General features: G+C 67.9%; 21 protein-coding genes. 18 read left to right on the top strand and 3 right to left on the bottom strand.

All coding sequences use genetic code 11. The features are described from left to right. Positions 1-67 precede the first annotated feature (67 nt). From BM393_RS16310 to ppk2, 16 genes are all read left to right on the top strand, one after another. Positions 68-559, top strand: a complete 492-nt coding sequence (locus BM393_RS16310) for a GNAT family N-acetyltransferase (RefSeq protein WP_091728426.1) — start codon at positions 68-70, stop codon at positions 557-559. A 67-nt stretch (positions 560-626) separates the two neighbouring features. Beyond that, positions 627-1,571: an SMP-30/gluconolactonase/LRE family protein gene (locus BM393_RS16305; RefSeq protein WP_091728423.1), complete on the top strand. Its 945-nt coding sequence runs from the start codon at positions 627-629 to the stop codon at positions 1,569-1,571. A gap of 288 nt (positions 1,572-1,859) precedes the next feature. Continuing rightward, complete coding sequence (locus BM393_RS26200; RefSeq protein WP_254783475.1) at positions 1,860-2,423, top strand: ATP synthase subunit I; 564 nt, start codon at positions 1,860-1,862, stop codon at positions 2,421-2,423. Positions 2,424-2,438: 15 nt separating this feature from the next. After that, positions 2,439-3,308 (top strand): F0F1 ATP synthase subunit A, encoded by an 870-nt coding sequence (atpB, locus tag BM393_RS16295; RefSeq protein WP_091728416.1) that lies wholly within the window; start codon positions 2,439-2,441, stop codon positions 3,306-3,308. A gap of 77 nt (positions 3,309-3,385) precedes the next feature. After that, positions 3,386-3,655: a F0F1 ATP synthase subunit C gene (gene atpE / locus BM393_RS16290; protein ID WP_091728411.1), complete on the top strand. Its 270-nt coding sequence runs from the start codon at positions 3,386-3,388 to the stop codon at positions 3,653-3,655. Between the two features lie 36 nt (positions 3,656-3,691). Then, positions 3,692-4,162, top strand: a complete 471-nt coding sequence (locus BM393_RS16285) for a F0F1 ATP synthase subunit B (RefSeq protein ID WP_091728408.1) — start codon at positions 3,692-3,694, stop codon at positions 4,160-4,162. A gap of 2 nt (positions 4,163-4,164) precedes the next feature. Further along, positions 4,165-4,698, top strand: coding sequence for a F0F1 ATP synthase subunit delta (locus tag BM393_RS16280; RefSeq protein ID WP_091728405.1), 534 nt, complete (start codon positions 4,165-4,167; stop codon positions 4,696-4,698). Between the two features lie 91 nt (positions 4,699-4,789). Beyond that, positions 4,790-6,343, top strand: a complete 1,554-nt coding sequence (gene atpA, locus BM393_RS16275; RefSeq protein WP_091728401.1) for a F0F1 ATP synthase subunit alpha — start codon at positions 4,790-4,792, stop codon at positions 6,341-6,343. A 59-nt stretch (positions 6,344-6,402) separates the two neighbouring features. Then, positions 6,403-7,278, top strand: a complete 876-nt coding sequence (atpG, locus tag BM393_RS16270; RefSeq protein WP_091728397.1) for a F0F1 ATP synthase subunit gamma — start codon at positions 6,403-6,405, stop codon at positions 7,276-7,278. Between the two features lie 50 nt (positions 7,279-7,328). Beyond that, on the top strand, positions 7,329-8,741 hold the full coding sequence (gene atpD, locus BM393_RS16265) for a F0F1 ATP synthase subunit beta (protein WP_091728394.1): 1,413 nt from the start codon (positions 7,329-7,331) through the stop codon (positions 8,739-8,741). Between the two features lie 81 nt (positions 8,742-8,822). Further along, positions 8,823-9,239 (top strand): F0F1 ATP synthase subunit epsilon, encoded by a 417-nt coding sequence (locus BM393_RS16260; RefSeq protein WP_091728389.1) that lies wholly within the window; start codon positions 8,823-8,825, stop codon positions 9,237-9,239. Positions 9,240-9,443: 204 nt separating this feature from the next. Continuing rightward, a complete protein-coding gene (locus tag BM393_RS16255; protein WP_091728385.1) occupies positions 9,444-10,127 on the top strand; it encodes a CsgG/HfaB family protein in 684 nt (227 codons plus the stop codon). Between the two features lie 14 nt (positions 10,128-10,141). Continuing rightward, entirely contained in the window at positions 10,142-10,555 is a 414-nt protein-coding gene (locus tag BM393_RS16250; RefSeq protein ID WP_091728381.1) for a DUF4810 domain-containing protein, read from the top strand. A gap of 20 nt (positions 10,556-10,575) precedes the next feature. Further along, complete coding sequence (locus tag BM393_RS16245; protein ID WP_217648454.1) at positions 10,576-11,235, top strand: DUF799 domain-containing protein; 660 nt, start codon at positions 10,576-10,578, stop codon at positions 11,233-11,235. Between the two features lie 94 nt (positions 11,236-11,329). Continuing rightward, positions 11,330-12,175 carry a D-hexose-6-phosphate mutarotase gene (locus BM393_RS16240; protein ID WP_091728376.1) on the top strand — a complete coding sequence of 282 codons (846 nt, stop codon included), beginning with the start codon at positions 11,330-11,332 and terminating at the stop codon, positions 12,173-12,175. A gap of 68 nt (positions 12,176-12,243) precedes the next feature. Then, a complete protein-coding gene (gene ppk2, locus BM393_RS16235; protein WP_091728373.1) occupies positions 12,244-13,074 on the top strand; it encodes a polyphosphate kinase 2 in 831 nt (276 codons plus the stop codon). Positions 13,075-13,103: 29 nt separating this feature from the next. On the opposite strand, the gene BM393_RS16230 is transcribed toward ppk2, so the two are convergent. From BM393_RS16230 to BM393_RS16220, 3 genes are read right to left on the bottom strand one after another with little or no spacing between them, the layout of a single operon-like run. Next, the gene (locus BM393_RS16230) at positions 13,104-13,652 is read right to left on the bottom strand and encodes a TPM domain-containing protein (protein WP_091728370.1); all 549 of its coding nucleotides are present in this window, start codon (positions 13,650-13,652) and stop codon (positions 13,104-13,106) included. Further along, complete coding sequence (locus BM393_RS16225) at positions 13,652-14,674, bottom strand: YgcG family protein (protein ID WP_404932652.1); 1,023 nt, start codon at positions 14,672-14,674, stop codon at positions 13,652-13,654. Before BM393_RS16225 ends, BM393_RS16230 begins: the two co-directional genes overlap by 1 nt. 10 nt (positions 14,675-14,684) lie before the next feature. Further along, positions 14,685-15,368: a LemA family protein gene (locus BM393_RS16220; RefSeq protein ID WP_091728367.1), complete on the bottom strand. Its 684-nt coding sequence runs from the start codon at positions 15,366-15,368 to the stop codon at positions 14,685-14,687. Between the two features lie 87 nt (positions 15,369-15,455). Between BM393_RS16220 and hemE the strand changes: the two genes are divergently transcribed. Both hemE and BM393_RS16210 read left to right on the top strand, forming a co-directional pair. Beyond that, the gene (gene hemE, locus BM393_RS16215; protein WP_091728364.1) at positions 15,456-16,550 is read left to right on the top strand and encodes a uroporphyrinogen decarboxylase; all 1,095 of its coding nucleotides are present in this window, start codon (positions 15,456-15,458) and stop codon (positions 16,548-16,550) included. 318 nt (positions 16,551-16,868) lie between these two features. Next, a complete protein-coding gene (locus tag BM393_RS16210) occupies positions 16,869-18,983 on the top strand; it encodes a primosomal protein N' (protein ID WP_091728361.1) in 2,115 nt (704 codons plus the stop codon). Positions 18,984-18,989 lie beyond the last annotated feature (6 nt).

Raw genomic sequence — 18,989 nt, 5'->3', positions numbered from 1 at the left:
CGTCCTCGACGTCGCTCTCCAATCCGAGCGCTTGAACGCGGGAGCGGCCTCGCTACACTCGCCCGCTGTGGATACCCCTGACATACGACTGATCTGCCCCGATTCGCCTGCGTTGTGGGAAGAAGCGCGCGCGATCCTGCGCGAATACGCGCAGAGCCTGGACGTGGACCTCTGCTTCCAGGGCTTCGAGGAAGAACTGGCCTCGCTCCCCGGGGAATACGACGCGCCCCAAGGCACGCTGCTGCTCGCGCTGGTGGACGGACAGGTCGCCGGCTGTGGCGGTTTCCGGCCGCTCATGGACTCGGACTACGCCAACGCCTGCGAGATGAAGCGGCTCTTCATCCGCCCCGCGTTCCGTCGTTTCGGCCTGGGCCGCACGATGGCGCAGGCGCTGATCGATCGCGCCACGAGCGCCGGCTACTCCAACATGCTGCTGGACACGCTCGACGACATGGAGGCCGCGCGCGACCTGTACGAGAGCCTCGGCTTCGAAGAGATTCCGCCGTACTACTTCAATCCGATCGCCGGCGCGCACTACCTGAAGGTCGACCTGGCCTGATCGAGGCGCCCACCCCGTCGGCCGCGCGGTTTCCGGTTTCGCCGGGTTACCGGCATAGCATCGCGCCATGACCTCGCAGCCTCATGCCGACCCCACGACGTCCACGGACGAGTTCTTCCGCCTCGAGCCTGCGTCGCTGACGCCGGCGCTGCTCGGCGAATCGCCGTTCTGGCATCCGCTAGAGCAATGTCTCTATTACGTCGACATCCCGGGCAAGGCGTTGTTCCGGCTCGACAGCGGCGCGGCGACGCCGACCCGCTGGGCGCTCAACGACGAGCCGGGCTGTGTGGTGCCGCTGGTGGGCGGCGGCCTGCTGATCCCGCAGCGCAACGGGCTGTGGCGCTTCGATCCCGCCACCGGCGAGTACCTGAAGCTGCTCGACCCGCCGTACGACGCCTCGAAGCGGCGCTTCAACGACGGCAAGGCCGATGCGCAAGGGCGCCTGTGGGTCGGCACGATCGATGACGCGCGCCAACCCGAGTCGGCGCTCTATTGCCTGCGCGAGGGCGTCTTCGTCCCGATGAAGGACGGCATCACCACCTCCAACGGCCTGGGCTGGAGCCCGGACGGCCGCTCGATGTACTGGGCCGACACCAAGGCGCACGAGATCTACCGCATGGCCTTCGACGCCGCCAGCGGCACGCCTGGCGAGCGCGAGGTGTTCGCGCGATTCGCGCCGCGCGGCGCCGACCAGCCGCTCGAGACCTATGGCGGCCGGCCCGATGGCGCGGCGGTCGACGTCGAGGGCGGTTATTGGGTCGCGATGATGGAAGGTCAGCAGCTGCTGCGCCTGTCGCCGTCGGGCGAGCTGCTGACGCGGGTCGAGTTGCCGGTGCGCTGCGCCACGATGCCGACCTTCGGTGGTGCGGACCTGCGCACCATCTTCGTCACCACTGCACGGGAAAAGCGCAGCGAGGCGGAACTCGCCGCCCAGCCCTGGGCAGGGTGCGTGCTCAAGATGCGGGTGCCGGTGGCGGGCTTGCCGGTGCAATTCGCGCGCTGGCCGGGCTGAGGTCGACCGAGGGTGCGGTGGCGCCGTGGCGCCATGACGGCGCGGCCTGCGCCGATCGGGTCGAGGGCAATCCCGAGTGGCGGCAAAGGGGCAGGTGTTGCGTGCGCACCTCGCGCCCCGTCGTGGCGGACACCCCGCCAGCCTCGATGAACACGGCGCGCGCCCGGCTATGCGGGCTTCGCACGGCCTGTCAAGTCGGCGCCGATGGGCCGCCGCCGCAGCCTGTTAAGGGTCTGTAAGGTCAGACCCCCTATAATCCCGTGGTTTTGCCGCTCGCCCCTTGAAGCCGTGAATCCCGATCCAGCGCGCGCATCCACTGCGCCGCCCGCCGAGCCGCTCCGGACCACTCCGCCCCATCAGGCGAAGGACCGAGGCGCCGCCAGCCAGGATCCCTGGGACGATGGAATCGAAGGAGATGCGGACGGCGAACCGGCTTTCAAGCCCCTGACGCGAGAACAAGCGCAGGACTTGCGGGCCCGGCTTCCGGCAATGTCGGTCTGGTCCTTGTTGATCTGGCAGGCGGCGGCGGGAGCGGTCATGGTCGCGCTGTGGGGTCTGCTGTCCCTGCAAGCCGACAAAACCTGGTCGGCGCTGTTCGGTGCCGCCTCGGTCGTCCTGCCGAACGCCCTGATGGCGTGGGGCATGACGCGGCGATCGGCGAGGGACGCGGGCACTCCGATGCTCACGTTCGCGGTCTGGGAGCTGGTGAAGATCATTCTGGCGGTCGCCATCCTGGTGGCGGTCGCCGCGGGTTTCCCGTCGTTGAGTTGGGCAGCGTTGCTCTCGACCCTCGTCGTGACCCTGAAGGCAAATTGGCTGGCCCTGCTTCGGCGGGGTCGAATCAGAAAATAGAGACGGAAAGCAACCATGGCAGCAGAAGGGCACGCGCCGACCTCGGGTGAATACATCACCCACCATTTGCAGCATTGGCAGAAGAACTTCCAGTTCGAGGACGTCAAGCAGGTCGACATCGTCGACTTCAGCGTCTTCAACTTCGATTCGCTCATTTATTCGACCGTGCTGGGCCTGCTCGCCGTGTTCCTGCTGTGGCGCGCCGCACGCAAGGCGCATGCCGGCGTGCCGGGTCGCTTCCAGGCCGCCGTCGAGATCCTGGTCGAAATGGTGGACAACCAGGCCAAGGCCGTCATCCACAACGAGAAGAGCCGCAAGGTCATCGGCCCGGTCGCCTTGACCGTGTTCGTGTGGATCTTCTTCATGAACTTCATGGACATGCTGCCGGTGGACTGGCTGCCCACGCTGTTCACCAACTACGTCGCCCACGACGCGCACCACGCCTATCAGCGCGTCGTGCCGACCGCCGACCTGTCGACCACGCTGAGCATGTCCACGTTCGTGCTGCTGCTGGTGTTCTTCTACAGCTTGAAGATCAAGGGCGTGGGCGGCTGGGGCCATGAACTGATCTCCGCGCCCTTCGGCGCGCACCCGGTGCTGTGGCCCTTCAACTTCGCCATGCAGGTCATCGAGTTCATCGCCAAGACGGTGTCTCATGGCATGCGGCTGTTCGGCAACATGTTCGCCGGCGAGCTCGTGTTCATGCTGATCGCCCTGATGGGCGGCGGCTGGGCCCTGACCGGCACCGGCATCGGCCTGGCCATCGGCCATGTGCTCGCCGGCACGGTCTGGACGCTGTTCCACATCCTTGTGATCACGCTGCAGGCCTTCATCTTCATGATGCTGACGCTGATCTACCTGGGCCAGGCGCACGACGCGCACTGATCCGGCTGGACACGGCTACTTCGATTTCCCGATTCCCTTTCCCTTTCCTTTTTATCTAACTCTCTCAGGAGCAAAACATGGAAAACATCCTCGGTCTGGTCGCTCTGGCTTGCGGCATCATCGTTGGTCTGGGCGCGATCGGCGCTTCCATCGGCATCGCGCTGATGGGCGGCAAGTTCCTGGAGTCCTCGGCTCGTCAACCCGAGCTGATGAACGAACTGCAAACCAAGATGTTCATTCTGGCCGGCCTGATCGACGCGGCCTTCCTGATCGGTGTCGCCATCGCGCTGCTGTTCGCGTTCGCCAACCCGTTCGCCGCCACCTTCCTGTCCACCATCGCTCGCTGATAGGCCCGTCCCTTTCACGACTGAAAGGATCGTGCCGTGAATATCAACGCTAGCCTTTTCATTCAGTGGATTCCGTTCGCCATCCTGGTGTTCGTCACGATGCGGTTCATCTGGCCGCCGATCGTGAAGGCGCTGGACGAGCGCGCGGAGCGAATCCGCACTGGCCTGGCGGCTGCTGACCAGGCGAAGGCCGAGCTGGCCAACGCCAACAAGAAGGTCGACGAGCAACTGGCGCAGACCCGCAACGAAACCACGAAGCTGCTGTCCGACGCCGAGAAGCGCGGCGCCGCCATCGTGGACGAAGCGAAGAAGCGCGCGGAGGACGAAGGCGCCAAGATCATCGCCGCTGCGAAGGCCGAGGCCGAGCAGCAGTCGGTGCGTGTCCGTGAGGCCCTGCGCGAGCAGGTCGCCGCGCTGGCCGTCAAGGGCGCCGAGCAGATCCTGCAGCGCGAGGTCAATGCCAGCGTGCACGCCGAATTGCTGAACCGTCTCAAGACGGAGCTGTAATCATGGCTGAACTCGCAACCATTGCCCGTCCCTACGCCGAAGCGCTGTTCCAGGTCGCGTCCTCGCAGGACCTGAAGGCCTGGAACGAGCAGTTGGCCGCGCTGGCGCTCGTCGCCGGCGACAGCCAGCTGCGCCAGTTCGCCGAAGACCCGAAGGTGGGCACCGACCAGGTGTTCCAGGTCATGTCGGCGGCCAGCAAGCAGACGCTGCTGCCCGGCGTGCAGAACTTCCTGCGCGAGGTGATCGCCAACGGCCGCCTGTCGGCGCTGCCGGCGATGGTCCAGCAGTTCCACGAACTGGCCAACGCCGCTTCCGGCGTGTCCGATGCGCAGATCTTCAGCGCCTACCCGATCGAGCCGGCCCAACTGGCCGACGTGGTCGCGTCGCTGGAGAAGCGCTTCGGTCGCAAGCTGCAAGCCCGCGTCGAGCTGGAGCCTGGCCTGATCGGCGGTATCCGTGTGGTGGTCGGCGACGAGGTGCTGGACACCTCGGTCAAGGCCCGCCTGGAACGCATGAAAGTGGCGCTGACGGCCTGAGGCGCAAGCCTCCGGTCCCAGCCCGACTGCCAAAGATCCCCCCGATTCACCCTGGTGTCCCGCTTCGGCGGGATGCCGTTGGGAGCAAGCAATGCAACTGAATCCCGCTGAAATTTCCGAACTGATCAAGAGCCGCATCGAAGGCCTTGGCGCGTCCACCGACGTGCGCAACCAGGGCACCGTGGTGTCCGTGTCCGACGGCATCGTGCGCGTGCACGGCCTGTCCGACGTGATGCAAGGCGAAATGCTGGAATTCCCGGCCGCCGCCGATGGCTCGCAGACCTTCGGTCTGGCGCTGAACCTGGAGCGCGACTCCGTCGGCGCCGTGATCCTGGGCGCCTACGAGCACATCGTCGAAGGCGACACCGTCAAGTGCACCGGCCGCATCCTGGAAGTGCCGGTCGGCCCCGAGCTGATCGGCCGCGTCGTGAACGCGCTGGGTCAGCCGATCGACGGCAAGGGCCCGATCAACGCCAAGATGACCGACGTCATCGAGAAGGTCGCCCCGGGCGTGATCGCCCGCAAGTCCGTCGACCAGCCGGTGCAGACCGGCCTGAAGTCGATCGACTCGATGGTGCCCGTCGGCCGTGGCCAGCGCGAGCTGATCATCGGCGACCGCCAGACCGGCAAGACCGCCGTGGCGATCGACGCGATCATCAACCAGAAGGGTCAGAACATGACCTGCGTGTACGTCGCGATCGGCCAGAAGGCTTCGTCGATCAAGAACGTCGTGCGCGCGCTGGAAGCCGCCGGCGCGATGGAATACACCATCGTCGTCGCCGCCTCCGCCTCTGAATCCGCCGCGATGCAGTACGTGTCGGCCTACTCCGGCTGCACGATGGGCGAGTACTTCCGCGACCGCGGCCAGGACGCGCTGATCGTGTACGACGACCTGTCCAAGCAGGCCGTCGCCTACCGCCAGGTCTCGCTGCTGCTGCGCCGCCCGCCGGGCCGCGAAGCCTTCCCCGGCGACGTGTTCTATCTCCACAGCCGCCTGCTGGAGCGCGCCGCCCGCGTCAACGCCGAGTACGTCGAAGCCTTCACCAAGGGTGAAGTCAAGGGCAAGACCGGCTCGCTGACCGCGCTGCCGATCATCGAGACGCAAGCCGGCGACGTGTCCGCCTTCGTTCCGACGAACGTGATCTCGATCACCGACGGCCAGATCTTCCTGGAAACCAACCTGTTCAACGCCGGCATCCGTCCCGCGATCAACGCCGGTATCTCGGTGTCGCGCGTCGGTGGCGCTGCCCAGACCAAGCTGATCAAGTCGCTGTCCGGCGGTATCCGTACCGACTTGGCCCAGTACCGTGAGCTGGCCGCGTTCGCGCAGTTCGCTTCGGACCTGGACGCCGCGACCCGCAAGCAGCTGGACCGCGGTGCCCGCGTGACGGAACTGCTGAAGCAGGCGCAGTACAGCCCGCTGTCGATCAGCCTGATGGGCGCGTCGCTGTACGCGGCCAACAAGGGCTTCATGGACGACATCGAGGTCAAGAAGGTCCTGGCCTTCGAGCACGGCCTGCACCAGTTCCTGAAGACCTCGCACGCCGCCCTGCTGACCAAGCTGGAAAGCGACAAGGCCATGGACAAGGACGCCGAAGCCGAACTGAACGCCGCGATCACGTCGTTCAAGAAGTCCTTCGCCTAAAGCAACCATGACCGGGTCTCGCTGAAGTCAGGCAAGACCCGGCCCTCACAGGAGAAATCATGGCAGCAGGCAAGGAAATTCGCGGCAAGATCAAGTCGGTCGAGAACACCAAGAAGATCACCAAGGCCATGGAGATGGTCGCCGCTTCGAAGATGCGCAAGGCGCAGGATCGGATGCGCGCGGCCCGTCCGTACGCGGAGAAGGTCGGCAACATCGCCGCCAACCTGTCCAAGGCCAACCCCGAGTACCGCCATCCGTTCATGGTGTCGCATGCCGACGCCAAGACGGCCGGTTTCGTGGTGGTCACGACCGACAAGGGCCTGTGCGGTGGTCTGAACACTAACCTGCTTCGCGCGACGACCAGCAAGCTCAAGGAAATCGAGCAGGCGGGTCAGAAGGCGGAAGTGGTCGCGATCGGCAACAAGGGTCTGGGTTTCATGAACCGGATCGGCGCCAAGGTCGTCGCGCATGCGACGCAACTCGGCGACAGCCCCCAGCTCGAGAAGCTGGTCGGCCCGGTCAAGACGCTGCTGGACGCTTACGCGGAAGGCAGGCTGTCGGCGGTCTATCTCTGCTACACGCGCTTCGTCAACACGATGAAGCAGGAGCCGGTGGTGCAGCAACTGCTGCCGCTGACGGCCGAGTCGCTGGAGACGGATGCCGCGGGTCACGCATGGGACTACCTGTACGAGCCCGATGCCCCGACGGTGATCAACGAACTGCTGGTGCGCTACACCGAAGCCCTGGTCTATCAGGCCGTGGCGGAGAACATGGCGTCCGAGCAATCGGCGCGCATGGTGGCCATGAAGGCCGCGACCGACAACGCCGGCACGCTGATCGGTGAGCTGAAGCTGGTCTACAACAAGACCCGCCAGGCCGCGATCACCAAGGAACTGTCGGAAATCGTCAGCGGCGCGGCCGCCATCAGCGGTTGATCCCGGCGATCGATCGCAGGCAACAGATTTGGAATTGAAGGAACGAAAAAATGGCTAACACTCAATCGGTGGGCAAGATCGTTCAGTGCATCGGCGCCGTGGTCGACGTGGAATTCCCGCGCGACCAGATGCCGAAGGTGTTCGACGCCCTGAAGATGGAAGGCTCGGCCCTGACGCTGGAAGTGCAGCAGCAGTTGGGCGACGGCGTGGTCCGCACCATCGCGCTGGGTTCGTCCGACGGCCTGCGCCGCGGCACCGAGGTCTACAACACCGGCGACACCATCCAGGTGCCGGTGGGCCAGGCGACCCTGGGTCGCATCATGGACGTGCTGGGCAACCCGATCGACGAGCGCGGCGACGTGGCCCGCGACCAGGTCGCCTCGATCCACCGCAAGGCCCCGGCCTATGACGAGCTGAGCCCGTCGCAGGAACTGCTGGAAACCGGCATCAAGGTGATTGACCTGATCTGCCCGTTCGCCAAGGGCGGCAAGGTGGGTCTGTTCGGTGGCGCCGGCGTCGGCAAGACCGTGAACATGATGGAGCTGATCAACAACATCGCCAAGGCTCACTCGGGTCTGTCGGTGTTCGCGGGTGTCGGCGAGCGTACCCGTGAGGGCAACGACTTCTATCACGAGATGTCCGACGCGGGCGTCGTGAACCAGGACGACCTGAGCGCGTCCAAGGTCGCGATGGTCTACGGCCAGATGAACGAGCCCCCGGGCAACCGTCTGCGCGTGGCGCTGACCGGCCTGACGATGGCCGAGTCCTTCCGCGACGAAGGCCGTGACGTGCTGTTCTTCGTGGACAACATCTACCGCTACACGCTGGCCGGTACCGAAGTGTCCGCGCTGCTGGGCCGCATGCCGTCCGCGGTGGGCTACCAGCCGACGCTGGCCGAGGAAATGGGCCGCCTGCAGGAGCGGATCACGTCGACCAAGGTCGGCTCGATCACCTCGATCCAGGCCGTGTACGTCCCCGCGGACGACCTGACCGACCCGTCGCCGGCGACGACCTTCGCCCACTTGGACGCCACCGTGGTGCTGTCGCGTGACATCGCCTCGCTGGGCATCTACCCGGCCGTGGACCCGCTGGACTCGACCTCGCGTCAGATCGACCCGAACGTCATCGGCGAAGAGCACTACAACACGACGCGCTCGGTGCAGTCGGTGCTGCAGCGCTACAAGGAACTGCGCGACATCATCGCGATCCTGGGCATGGACGAGCTGTCGCCGGAAGACAAGCTGGCCGTGGCCCGTGCCCGCAAGATCCAGCGTTTCCTGTCGCAGCCGTTCCACGTCGCGGAAGTGTTCACCGGCTCGCCCGGCAAGTACGTCCCGCTGAAGGAAACCATCCGCGGCTTCAAGATGATCGTCAACGGCGAGTGCGACCACCTGCCGGAACAAGCGTTCTACATGGTCGGCACCATCGACGAAGCTTTCGAGAAAGCGAAGAAGATCCAGTAAAGAGCCTTCGATGGCGTGCCGTGCGAGCGGCGCGCCATTGAACTCCGAACGGACTTCTCACTTCTCGATCAAGGAAACGCAATGGCAACCCTCCACGTGAACGTGGTCTCGGCGGAAGAGCAGATCTTCTCGGGCGAGGCGAAATTCGTGGCGCTGCCGGGCGAAGGCGGCGAGCTGGGCATCCTGCCCAAGCACACCCCGCTGATCACCCGCATCAAGCCGGGCGCGGTGCGTATCCAGCGTCCCAATGGCGATGAAGAGTTCGTCTTCGTTGCCGGCGGCCTGCTGGAAGTGCAGCCGGACGTCGTGACCGTGCTGGCCGACACCGCGATCCGCGGCAAGGACCTCGACGAGGCCCGCGCCGAGGCCGCGAAGAAGGCCGCAGAGGAAGCGATGAAGAACGCCAAGAGCGACATCGACTTCGCCAAGGCGCAAAGCGAATTCGCGGCCATGGCCGCGCAGATCGCCGCGCTGCGCAAGTTCCGCGCCAAGCGCTGAGCCCCCCATCTCCTCGCGCGCCGGGACGCCGGTGCGGCGAGGACACCACACTGCATCGGCAGGACTGCGAAAAACTCGCACTCCTGCCGATGTTCTTTTCGGCGTTCCCCCAACCACTCGGTTCGGTATCGCACACTTCGAACATCCGGCTTCGACCGGAGCAAGCACCGGCGTCCCGCCGGTGTCGTTTTTGAGGGAGTTCCCATGTCATTCAACGTCCTGGCGCGCCGCGCCACCCTGGCGCTCGCCCTGACGGCCCTGTTCGGCTGCGCGACCGAGCAATCCCGCACCATTGAAGTCCCGCGCGCGGCGCCCGCCCCGGTCCAGTACCAGGGTCAGCGTGCCCCGATCGCGGTGGGCAAGTTCGAGAACCGCTCGAGCTTCATGCGCGGCATGTTCGCCGACGCCATCGACCGCCTGGGCAACCAGTCCAAGTCGATCCTGATCGCCCACCTGCAGCAGACCAACCGCTTCAGCGTGCTGGACCGCGACAACCTCGAAGAGGCGCAGCAGGAAGCCAAGTTCAAGAACAGCGCGCTGACGATCAAGGGCGCGGACTACCTGGTGACGGGCTCGGTCACCGAATTCGGCCGCAAGGAAGTCGGCGACCAGCAGCTGTTCGGCGTGCTGGGCCGCGGCAAGAAGCAGATCGCCTACGCCAAGGTCACGCTGAACGTGGTGAACAGCCAGACCTCGGAAGTCGTGTACTCGGCGCAGGGCGCTGGCGAATACGAGCTCTCGACGCGCGAGGTCGTCGGCTTCGGCGGCACCGCCAGCTACGACGCGACGCTGAACGGCAAGGTCCTGGACCTGGCCATCAAGGAGGCCGTCAACACGATGGTCGCCGGCATCGACAGCGGCGCCTGGAAGCCGCAAGCCGCCCGCTGACCAGGAGCCCGATCATGACCCTCCGTATCAAGCACGCGCTGCGCGTGAGCGCAGCCGTGGCCGTCGCCGCGCTGCTGACCGCCTGCGGCACGCCGCAGAAGCCGCTCTATCAATGGGCCGGTTACCAGAACAGCGTCTACCAGTACTTCAAGACCAACGGCACCGCGCCTGGCGACCAGATCACGCAGCTCGAAGCGCAGCTGATCAAGAACAAGGCGGCCAACGAAGCGACGCCGCCCGGCCTGCACGGCCACCTGGCGCTGCTCTACGCGAAGGTCGGCAACGACGACGCCGCGCGAGCCCACCTGGAAGCCGAGCGCGCGCTGTTCCCGGAATCCGCCGCCTACGTGGACTTCCTGCTGAAGAAGCCGTCCGAGAAGACCGCGGCCGCTGCCGCCGTGCCCGCCAAGGCGGCCAGCGGCGTCTGAGCGCCGAGGAGAACGACACCATGACGAACCTGATGTCCCTGATCCGCCGCCTCGGCGCCGTGGCCGTGCTGGCCGCGCTGACCGCCTGCGCCTCGCCGTCCAAGCCCTACGACTACACCGCGTTCAAGGAAGCCAAGCCGGCCTCGCTGCTGGTGCTGCCGCCGGTCAACGACACGCCGGACGTGAATGCCACCTATGGCGTGCTCTCCAACCTGTCGATGCCGCTGGGCGAAGCCGGCTACTACGTGCTGCCGGTGTCGCTGGTCGATGAGACGCTGCGCACCAACGGCATCACCACGCCGGCGGACGCACACCAGATCGACGCCGCCAAGCTGCGCCAGATCTTTGGCGCCGATGCGGCGTTGTATGTCGACGTGAAGCAGTACGGCTCGGTCTACAAGGTGCTGTCGAGCGAGACCATCGTCGAGATGCATGCCAAGCTGGTGGACCTGCGCACCGGCGCGCTGCTGTGGGACGGCAAGGCGACGGCATCCAGCGCTGAACAGAGCAGCACCCAAAGCAATCCAATCGCGATGCTGGTACAGGCTGTGGTGGATCAAATCGCTGCGAACCTTACCGACCGCAGCTACCAGATCGCGGGCATGACCAGCAACCGTCTGGTCTACGCCCCTAATGGCCTGCTGCCGGGTCCCCGGGCGCGTCAGCCTGTGAAAAACTAAGGGTCTCGACCACGAACCCGGAAACGGCGGGCGCCGCGACGCGCCAGCCGATCCCCACCCACCGGTTCGCGCCGGTGGGTTTTCTTTTTTCAGCATGACCACTCCGATCTCCATCACCCGCCACCAGGGCCTCGAGGCCATCGAACTCCGTGCGCCCGATGGCGCCCGCGCGACGCTGCTGCTGCATGGCGCGCACCTGGTGTCCTGGGTGCCCGCGGGCGCCGACGAGCAGCTCTACCTCTCCCCCAAGAGCGCCTTCGCCACCGGCCAGGCGATCCGCGGCGGCGTACCGGTGATCTTTCCGCAGTTCGCCACGCGCGGCCCGCTGCAGCGCCATGGCTTCGCGCGTGGGAAGCCGTGGCAGCTGGTCAGCGCCGAGTCCGGCAAGGACGACGCATTGGCCGTGCTGCGCCTGAACGACGACGGCGCCACCCGCATGGTCTGGCCGCACGCCTTCGAGGCCGAGATCAGCATCCGGATCGCCGGCCGCGCGCTGGAGATCGAACTCGCCTGCGAGAACCAGGGCGACGCGCCGCTGTCCTTCAGCGCCGCGCTGCACACCTACCTGCGGCTGACGCAGATCATGTCGGCGTCGGTCCAGGGACTGTCCGGCCTGGCGTATTGGGACTCGACGATCGAACGCGCCGCCACCCAGCACGAGGACCTGCTGCGCCTGGACGGCGAGACCGACCGCATCTACCAGGACGTGAAGCACGGCCTGACCCTGCGCGACGGCGACCGTCGCCTGGCGATCCGCCAGCAGGGATTCGCCGACGCCGTGGTCTGGAACCCCGGCCAAGCCAAGGGCGACGCGCTTCCCGACATGCCCGAAGGCGGCTGGAAGCAGATGCTCTGCGTCGAAGCGGCGCAGGTGCTCAAGCCGGTCGAACTCGCGCCCGGCGAGAGCTGGGCCGGCATGCAGACGCTCGAGCTGCTCTGATCCGCTCGCGTCGTGGCCGGTGCCGGCGACGAGTTAAGCTGGCCCGTCCTTCACTGCACGGAGCGAGCATGGGCGACAAGAAGTCCAAGAACGACGCGAAGCAAAGTGACCGGCCCGGCCAGAACGGCGGCAAGCTCTCCAAGTCCGACTACCTGGACCGCCTGCAGCCGATGCAGGTCGAGCTGAACAACCTGGCCCGATGGCTGCAGCACACGCGCAAGCGGCTGCTGGTGATCATCGAAGGCCGCGACACCGCCGGGAAGGGCGGCGTCATCAACGCGATCTCCGAGACGCTCAATCCCCGCCAGTGCCGCACCGTCGCACTGGGCAAGCCCAGCGAGCGGGAGCAGGGCGAGTGGTACTTCCAGCGCTACCTCACCCACCTGCCGTCCGCCGGCGAGATCGTGCTCTTCGACCGCAGCTGGTACAACCGCGCCGGCGTCGAGGCGGTGATGGGCTTCTGCACGCCGCGGCAGACCGAGGACTTCCTCGAGCAGGCGCCGCGACTGGAGCGGCTGCTGGTCGACGACGGCCTGCTGCTCTTCAAATACTGGCTCACCGTCGACCAGCAGCAGCAGGAAGAGCGCTTCGCCGAACGCGCCGAGGATCCGCTCAAGCAGTGGAAGCTCTCGCCGATCGACCTCGAGGCCCGCAAGCATTACCAGGACTACGGCCGTGCGCGCGACCGCATGCTCGAGCACACGCACACCAAGCACGCGCCCTGGACGCTGGTCGACTTCAATGACCAGCGCCGCGGCCGGCTCACGCTGATCCGCCACCTGCTCGACCACCTGCCGGACGTGACCGTGCCCGCGAAGGAACTGGTGTTCCCCAAGCTCAAGGGCGGGCCGAAAGCCGAGCGCTTCGGCTGGAAGCTCAAGCCGATCAAGAGCCTTTGAGCGCTTGCGGACTGCGACCGCCGCTGGCCCTACAGCACGACGACCGCGTCCGGCAGCTCATTGCGCGGCACCGAGCCCGCTTCGGGCGGGAAGTGCTCGGCGAGCAGGGCCTCCACCGCGCGGATCGCCTCCACCAGACCTTCCTCGAAGCGGCCATCGCGCAGCGACTGCCGCAGCCCGTCGACGATGGCCTGCCACTGCGCCGCGCTGACGCGCCGGTTCAGCCCGCGGTCCGCGACGATCTCGATCGCGTGCTCCGCCAGCAGCAGGTAGACCAGCACGCCGTTGTTGTGCTCGGTGTCCCACACGCGCAGCTTGCCGAACAGCGCCAGCGCCCGCTGCCGCGCGGACAGGCCACGCCACAGGTAGCTGACCGGCAGGCTGGCCTCGACGCACACCCGGATCTCGCCAGCATGGCGCAACTCGCTCTCGGTCACCCGCGCGGACAGCCGCGCCAGCGCCGCCGCGGGCAGCACGCGACGCACGTCGGCCTCGTCCCAGAAGCGATGGCGGAAGAACCGCCCCAGCCGGCTGGCGTCGCCGGCGTGGCGCGCCTCGTGATCGGTCCGTCGGTTCATCACCAGTCTCCCGAGGCGCCACCGCCGCCGAAGTCGCCACCGCCGCCGGACGAGAAGCCGCCGCCGTCGCCGCCGCCCCAACTGCCGCCGCCATCACCACCGCCACCGCCCCAGATGATCGGTGGCGCGATGCCGCCCGATCCATGGGCGCTGCGCCGGTAGGCGCCGGAGGATCCCGAGCCGCGTCGGGCCGCGCCGATGCCGAGCACGCCCACCAGGATCAGCGAGGCGATCGCCGCGCCAGCGCCCAGCAGCAGGCTGCCGCTCAGCCCCCAGCCGACCGCGCCAGCGCCGGCGCCGGTGAACAGGCTGCCGAGCTTGCGGCCGAAGATCGCGGTGAGCAGCGCGCCGGCCAGCGGCACGCCGAGGAAGGCGATCATCGCGATCTCGCCGAGGTCGATGCCGTGACCGCCCGTCGATGGCGCCGGTCGCTGCGTCGGTGCGGGCAGGTGCTCGCCTCGGATGCGCGCCTGCAGCGAGTCGATCGCCCGGTTCAATCCGCCAGCGTAGTCGCCGGCCTTGAAGGCGGGCGTGATGTCGCGCTCGATGATCTGGCGCGCGGCCAGGTCGGGCACCGCGCCTTCCAGCGCCTTGGCGGTCTGGATGTTGATGCGCCGGTCGTTCTTGGCCACGACGATCAACAGCCCGTCGCCGACGTCCCGCCGGCCGATCTTCCATTGGTCGCCGACCCGCTGCGCGTAGGCGGCGATGTCCTCGGGCGCGGTCGTCGCCACCATCAGCACGACGATCTGCGGCCCGGCCTCGCGCTCGAAGGCGGCGAGCTTGGCATCGATCGCCTGCTGCTGCGCGGCGGTCAGGGTGCCGGTCTGGTCGATGACACGACCGCTGAGCGCGGGGACCGCCTGCACGTCCTGCGCCCGTGCGCGCGGCAGCAGTCCGACGCTCATCAGCAGGCCGAGGCAGGCGAGCGCGAACACGCGCAGCAGCGCGGACCAGCGCGCGGGACTGGCGCCGGCGTTGTTCATCACCGGGAGTCGCGCCGCCACCGAGGCCGCCCGCATGCGCGGGTCCTCAGTTCGACGCCGGAGAGGCGGCCGGCGCCGGCGTCGCGGGCGCCGTGGCCGGGGTGGGCTTGTCGAAGCTCACCGACGGCGGCGCGGAGATCGCGGCCTCGTTCTGCACCGTGAAGTTGGGCTTGACCTCGTAGCCGAAGACCTTGGCCGTCAGGTTGGTCGGGAAGCGGCGCGTCAGCACGTTGTACTCCTGCACCGACTTGATGTAGCGGTTGCGGGCGACGGTGATGCGGTTCTCGGTGCCCTCGAGCTGCACGCGCAGGTCGCGGAAGCCCTGGTTGGCCTGCAGCTGCGGATACCGCTCGCTGACCACCATCAGCCGGCTCAGCGCGCCGGAGAGCTCGCCCTGAGCGGCCTGGAACTTCTGCAGCGCGGCCGGGTCGCGCGCCAGCTCGGGCGTGACCTGGATGCTGGTGGCCTTGGCGCGGGCCTCGACGACCTTGGTCAGCGTCTCCTGCTCGAAATTGGCCTCGCCCTTGACCGTGTTGACGATGTTGGGGATGAGGTCGCTGCGGCGCTGGTACTGGCTCAGCACCTCGGACCAACTGGCGTTGACCTGCTCGTCCAGGCTCTGGAACTCGTTGTAGCCGCAGCCGGTCAGCGCCAGGGGCGCCCCGACGATCAGCGTGGCGGCGGCCGCGGCGCGCGCGGCGGCAAGCAAACGGGACGGGGTCGATGTCATTCGCGTAACCTCCTTGTGCGCACCGGCATATCGTGTGCCAGCCGCGGGAATTCAAGAGCAGGGAGCCCCGAGGATAATCGCCCTCCCATGAGCGCCCCCCTTCAGAACGACGTCTTCCTGCGCGCCTGCCTGCGCCAGCCCACCGAATACACCCCCGTCTGGCTGATGCGCCAGGCCGGCCGCTACCTGCCTGAATATCGCGACACCCGCGCCAAGGCCGGCAGCTTCATGGGCCTGGCCACCAACACGGACTACGCGACCGAGGTCACGCTGCAGCCGCTGGAGCGTTACCCGCTCGACGCGGCCATCCTCTTCAGCGACATCCTGACCGTGCCGGACGCGATGGGCCTGGGCCTGTCGTTCGCGCAGGGCGAGGGCCCCAAGTTCGAGAAGGTCGTGCGCGACGAGGCGGCGGTGAACACGCTGGCCGTGCCCGACATGGACAAGCTGCGCTACGTCTTCGACGCGGTGAGCTCGATCCGCCGCGCGCTGAACGGCCGCGTGCCGCTGATCGGCTTCTCCGGCAGCCCGTGGACGCTGGCCTGCTACATGGTGGAGGGCGGCGGCTCCGACGACTATCGCCACGTCAAGAGCCTGATGTACGCGCGCCCGGACCTGATGCACCGCATCCTGTCCATCAACGCCGACGCGGTCGCCGCCTACCTGAACGCGCAGATCGAGGCCGGCGCGCAGGCGGTGATGGTCTTCGACTCCTGGGGCGGCGTGCTGGCCGACGGCCAGTTCCAGCAGTTCAGCCTGGCGTACTCGCGCCGCGTGCTGGCGCAGCTCAAGGGCGAGCACGACGGCCGCCGCATCCCCAAGCTGCTGTTCACCAAGGGTGGCGGCCTGTGGCTGGACGAGATCGCGGCCTCGGGCGCCGACGTCGTCGGCCTGGACTGGACGGTGAACCTGGGCCGCGCCCGCGCGCAGGTTCAGGACCGCGTCGCGCTGCAGGGCAACCTCGATCCGAACGTGCTGTTCGCGCCGCCGGCCGCGGTGCGCGAGCAGGCGCGCGCGGTGCTCGACAGCTTCGGCGCGCCGCGCCGCGCGGATGGCGCCTGGGGCGGCCATGTGTTCAACCTCGGCCATGGCATCAGCCAGTTCACGCCGCCGCAAAGCGTGGCCGAACTGGTCGACGAAGTGCATCGGCACTCGCGCCGGCTGCGGGGTGACACGGCCTAGTTATCCCCAAATCCGTGCATGTCACCCAAACGCAGCACATGCGTTGGCTTGCAGCTAGGGCTTTCCCCGATGGGCGTGTAAGTCGTTGATTCCAAAGGGGAGGGAGTGTTTCCCCGGAATTTGACGCCGACAGGCGCTCGCGGCGGCAATCGCATCGACCTCGAAAATCCCGGGGCGTTTCCCACAAAGTTATCCACAGGCTCTCGACCCCGTTGTGAACACCGTTGGAAATCAGGCACTTGGCGCGTTTTCCTCATGGCCGATGGAGGCCGTCCGGGACGCGGTGGCGCTGGGCGAACGCCCCAGAGGGCGAGCCCAATGAGCGAGGCGCCGGCCCCACGCCGCGTGCGGGTCGCCGTGGAGGCGCCCCAGCACAGCGGGCTGACCGGACCGCTGGACTACCTCGGCCCGCAAGACTTGACCCCGGGCACCCTGGTGCATGTGACGCTGGGCCGCCGGGACGTGATGGGGCTGGTGTGGGACGACCTGCCGGACGGCGTGGACCTGCCCGAGGACGAGCGCCTGCCCGAATCCGAGCTGCGACCGGTGGGCGAGGCGCTCGATGCGCTGCCGCCGCTGTCCGACCGCTGGCGGCGGCTGGTGGAGTTCGCCGCGAGCTACTACCAGCGCAGCGTCGGCGAACTGGCGCTGGCGGTGCTGCCGCCCCAGCTGCGGGACCTGGACGCCAAGCAGCTGCAGGCGCGGCTGAAGAAGCTGGACAAGGCCGACGCGGCGGCCGCGGCGCAGGCGGCCGACACGCCGGATACGCCGGCCACGCCCGCTGACCGGCCCGCGCTGACCGCGCAGCAGCAGGTGGCGCTCGACGCCGTCCTGGAGCTGGCCGCTCGCGAGGCGCCACCGCCCGCGCTGCTCTGGGGTCTGACCGGCAGCGGCAAGACCGAGATCTACCTGCGCGCCGCCGAGGCCGCCCTGGAGCGCGGCCAGCAGGTGCTGGTGCTGGTGCCGGAGATCAACCTGACGCCGCAACTCGAGGCGCGTTTCGCCGAGCGCTTCGCCGGCCACGCGATCGTGTCGCTGCACAGCGGGCTCACGCCGGCGCAGCGCCTGCGTCACTGGCTCGCGGCGCACCTGGGTCGCGCGCAGCTGGTGCTGGGCACCCGGCTGGCGGTCTTCGCGTCGATGCCGCGGCTCGGTTTGATCGTGGTCGACGAGGAACACGACCCGTCCTACAAGCAGCAGGACGGCGCGCGCTACTCGGCGCGGGACCTGGCGGTCTATCGCGGCCACCTGGAGAAGGTCCCGGTGCTGCTGGGCTCGGCGACGCCCTCGCTGGAGAGCTGGCAGCACGCGCTGGGCGGTCGTTATCGGCGCATCGACCTGACCGAGCGCATCGGCGGCGGCGCGCTGCCGCGGGTGCGGCTGTTCGACATGAACCGGCTCGAGCGCAAGAAGGGCGTCACCACGACGCTGTCGGTGCCGCTGCTGGACGCGCTGCGCAAGCGGCTCGACCGCGGCGAGCAGAGCCTGGTGTTCCTGAACCGCCGCGGTTACGCGCCGGTATTGCATTGCGACCAGTGCAACTGGAAGAGCGACTGCCCGCATTGCAGCGCGCACCAGGTCTTCCACAAGGAGGACCGCACGCTGCGCTGCCACCATTGCGGCGTGTCGGCGCGCGTGCCGCGGGCCTGTCCGTCCTGCGGCAATCCGGACATCGCGCCACTGGGCCGCGGGACCGAGCGCCTGGAGGAGCAACTCGCGCAGGCGCTGCCCGGCGCGCGCGTGGCGCGCATCGATGCCGACACCACCAAGCTCAAGGGCAGCCTCGAATCGCAGCTCGCGGCGGTGCATGAGGGCGATGTCGACATCCTGGTGGGCACGCAGATGGTCGCCAAGGGCCACGACTTCCGCCGCATCACGCTGGTCGCGGCGGTGAATCCGGACGGCGCGCTGTTCAGCAGCGACTTCCGCGCGCCGGAGCGGCTGTTCTCGCTGCTGATGCAGGCGGGCGGACGCGCGGGCCGCGACGCGGCGCAGGCCGCCGCCAGCGAGATGTGGGTGCAGACCTGGTATCCCGAGCACGCGCTCTACCAGTCGCTGCAGAAGCACGACTACGAGGCCTTCGCGTCCAGTCAGCTGCACGAGCGCATGTCGGCCAATCTGCCGCCATTCGCGCATCTGGCGCTGGTGCGCGCGGAAGGGCGCAGCGTCGAGGCCGCGCGCGACTTCCTGACCGCGGCGCAGGAGGCGGCGCAGGCGCTGCCCTTGTCGCTCGGCCTGCTGCTGTATCCGCCGGTGCCGATGGCGGTGGCGCGGGTCGCGGACAGCGAGCGCTTCCAGATGCTGATCGAGGCCGGCAGCCGCGCGCAGCTGCAGCGCTTCCTGCGCGCCTGGCTGCCGGAGCTGCACGCGCTCAAGCGCCGTCAGAAGGGGCTGACGCGCTGGGCGGTGGACGTCGATCCGCTGGCGATCTGAGGCGCC

This window comes from Mitsuaria sp. PDC51, from assembly GCF_900113225.1.
Lineage (GTDB): Bacteria > Pseudomonadota > Gammaproteobacteria > Burkholderiales > Burkholderiaceae_C > Roseateles.
The sequence above is the reverse complement of the archived record's forward strand: the minus strand, read 5'-3'. Positions and strand labels throughout refer to the sequence as shown.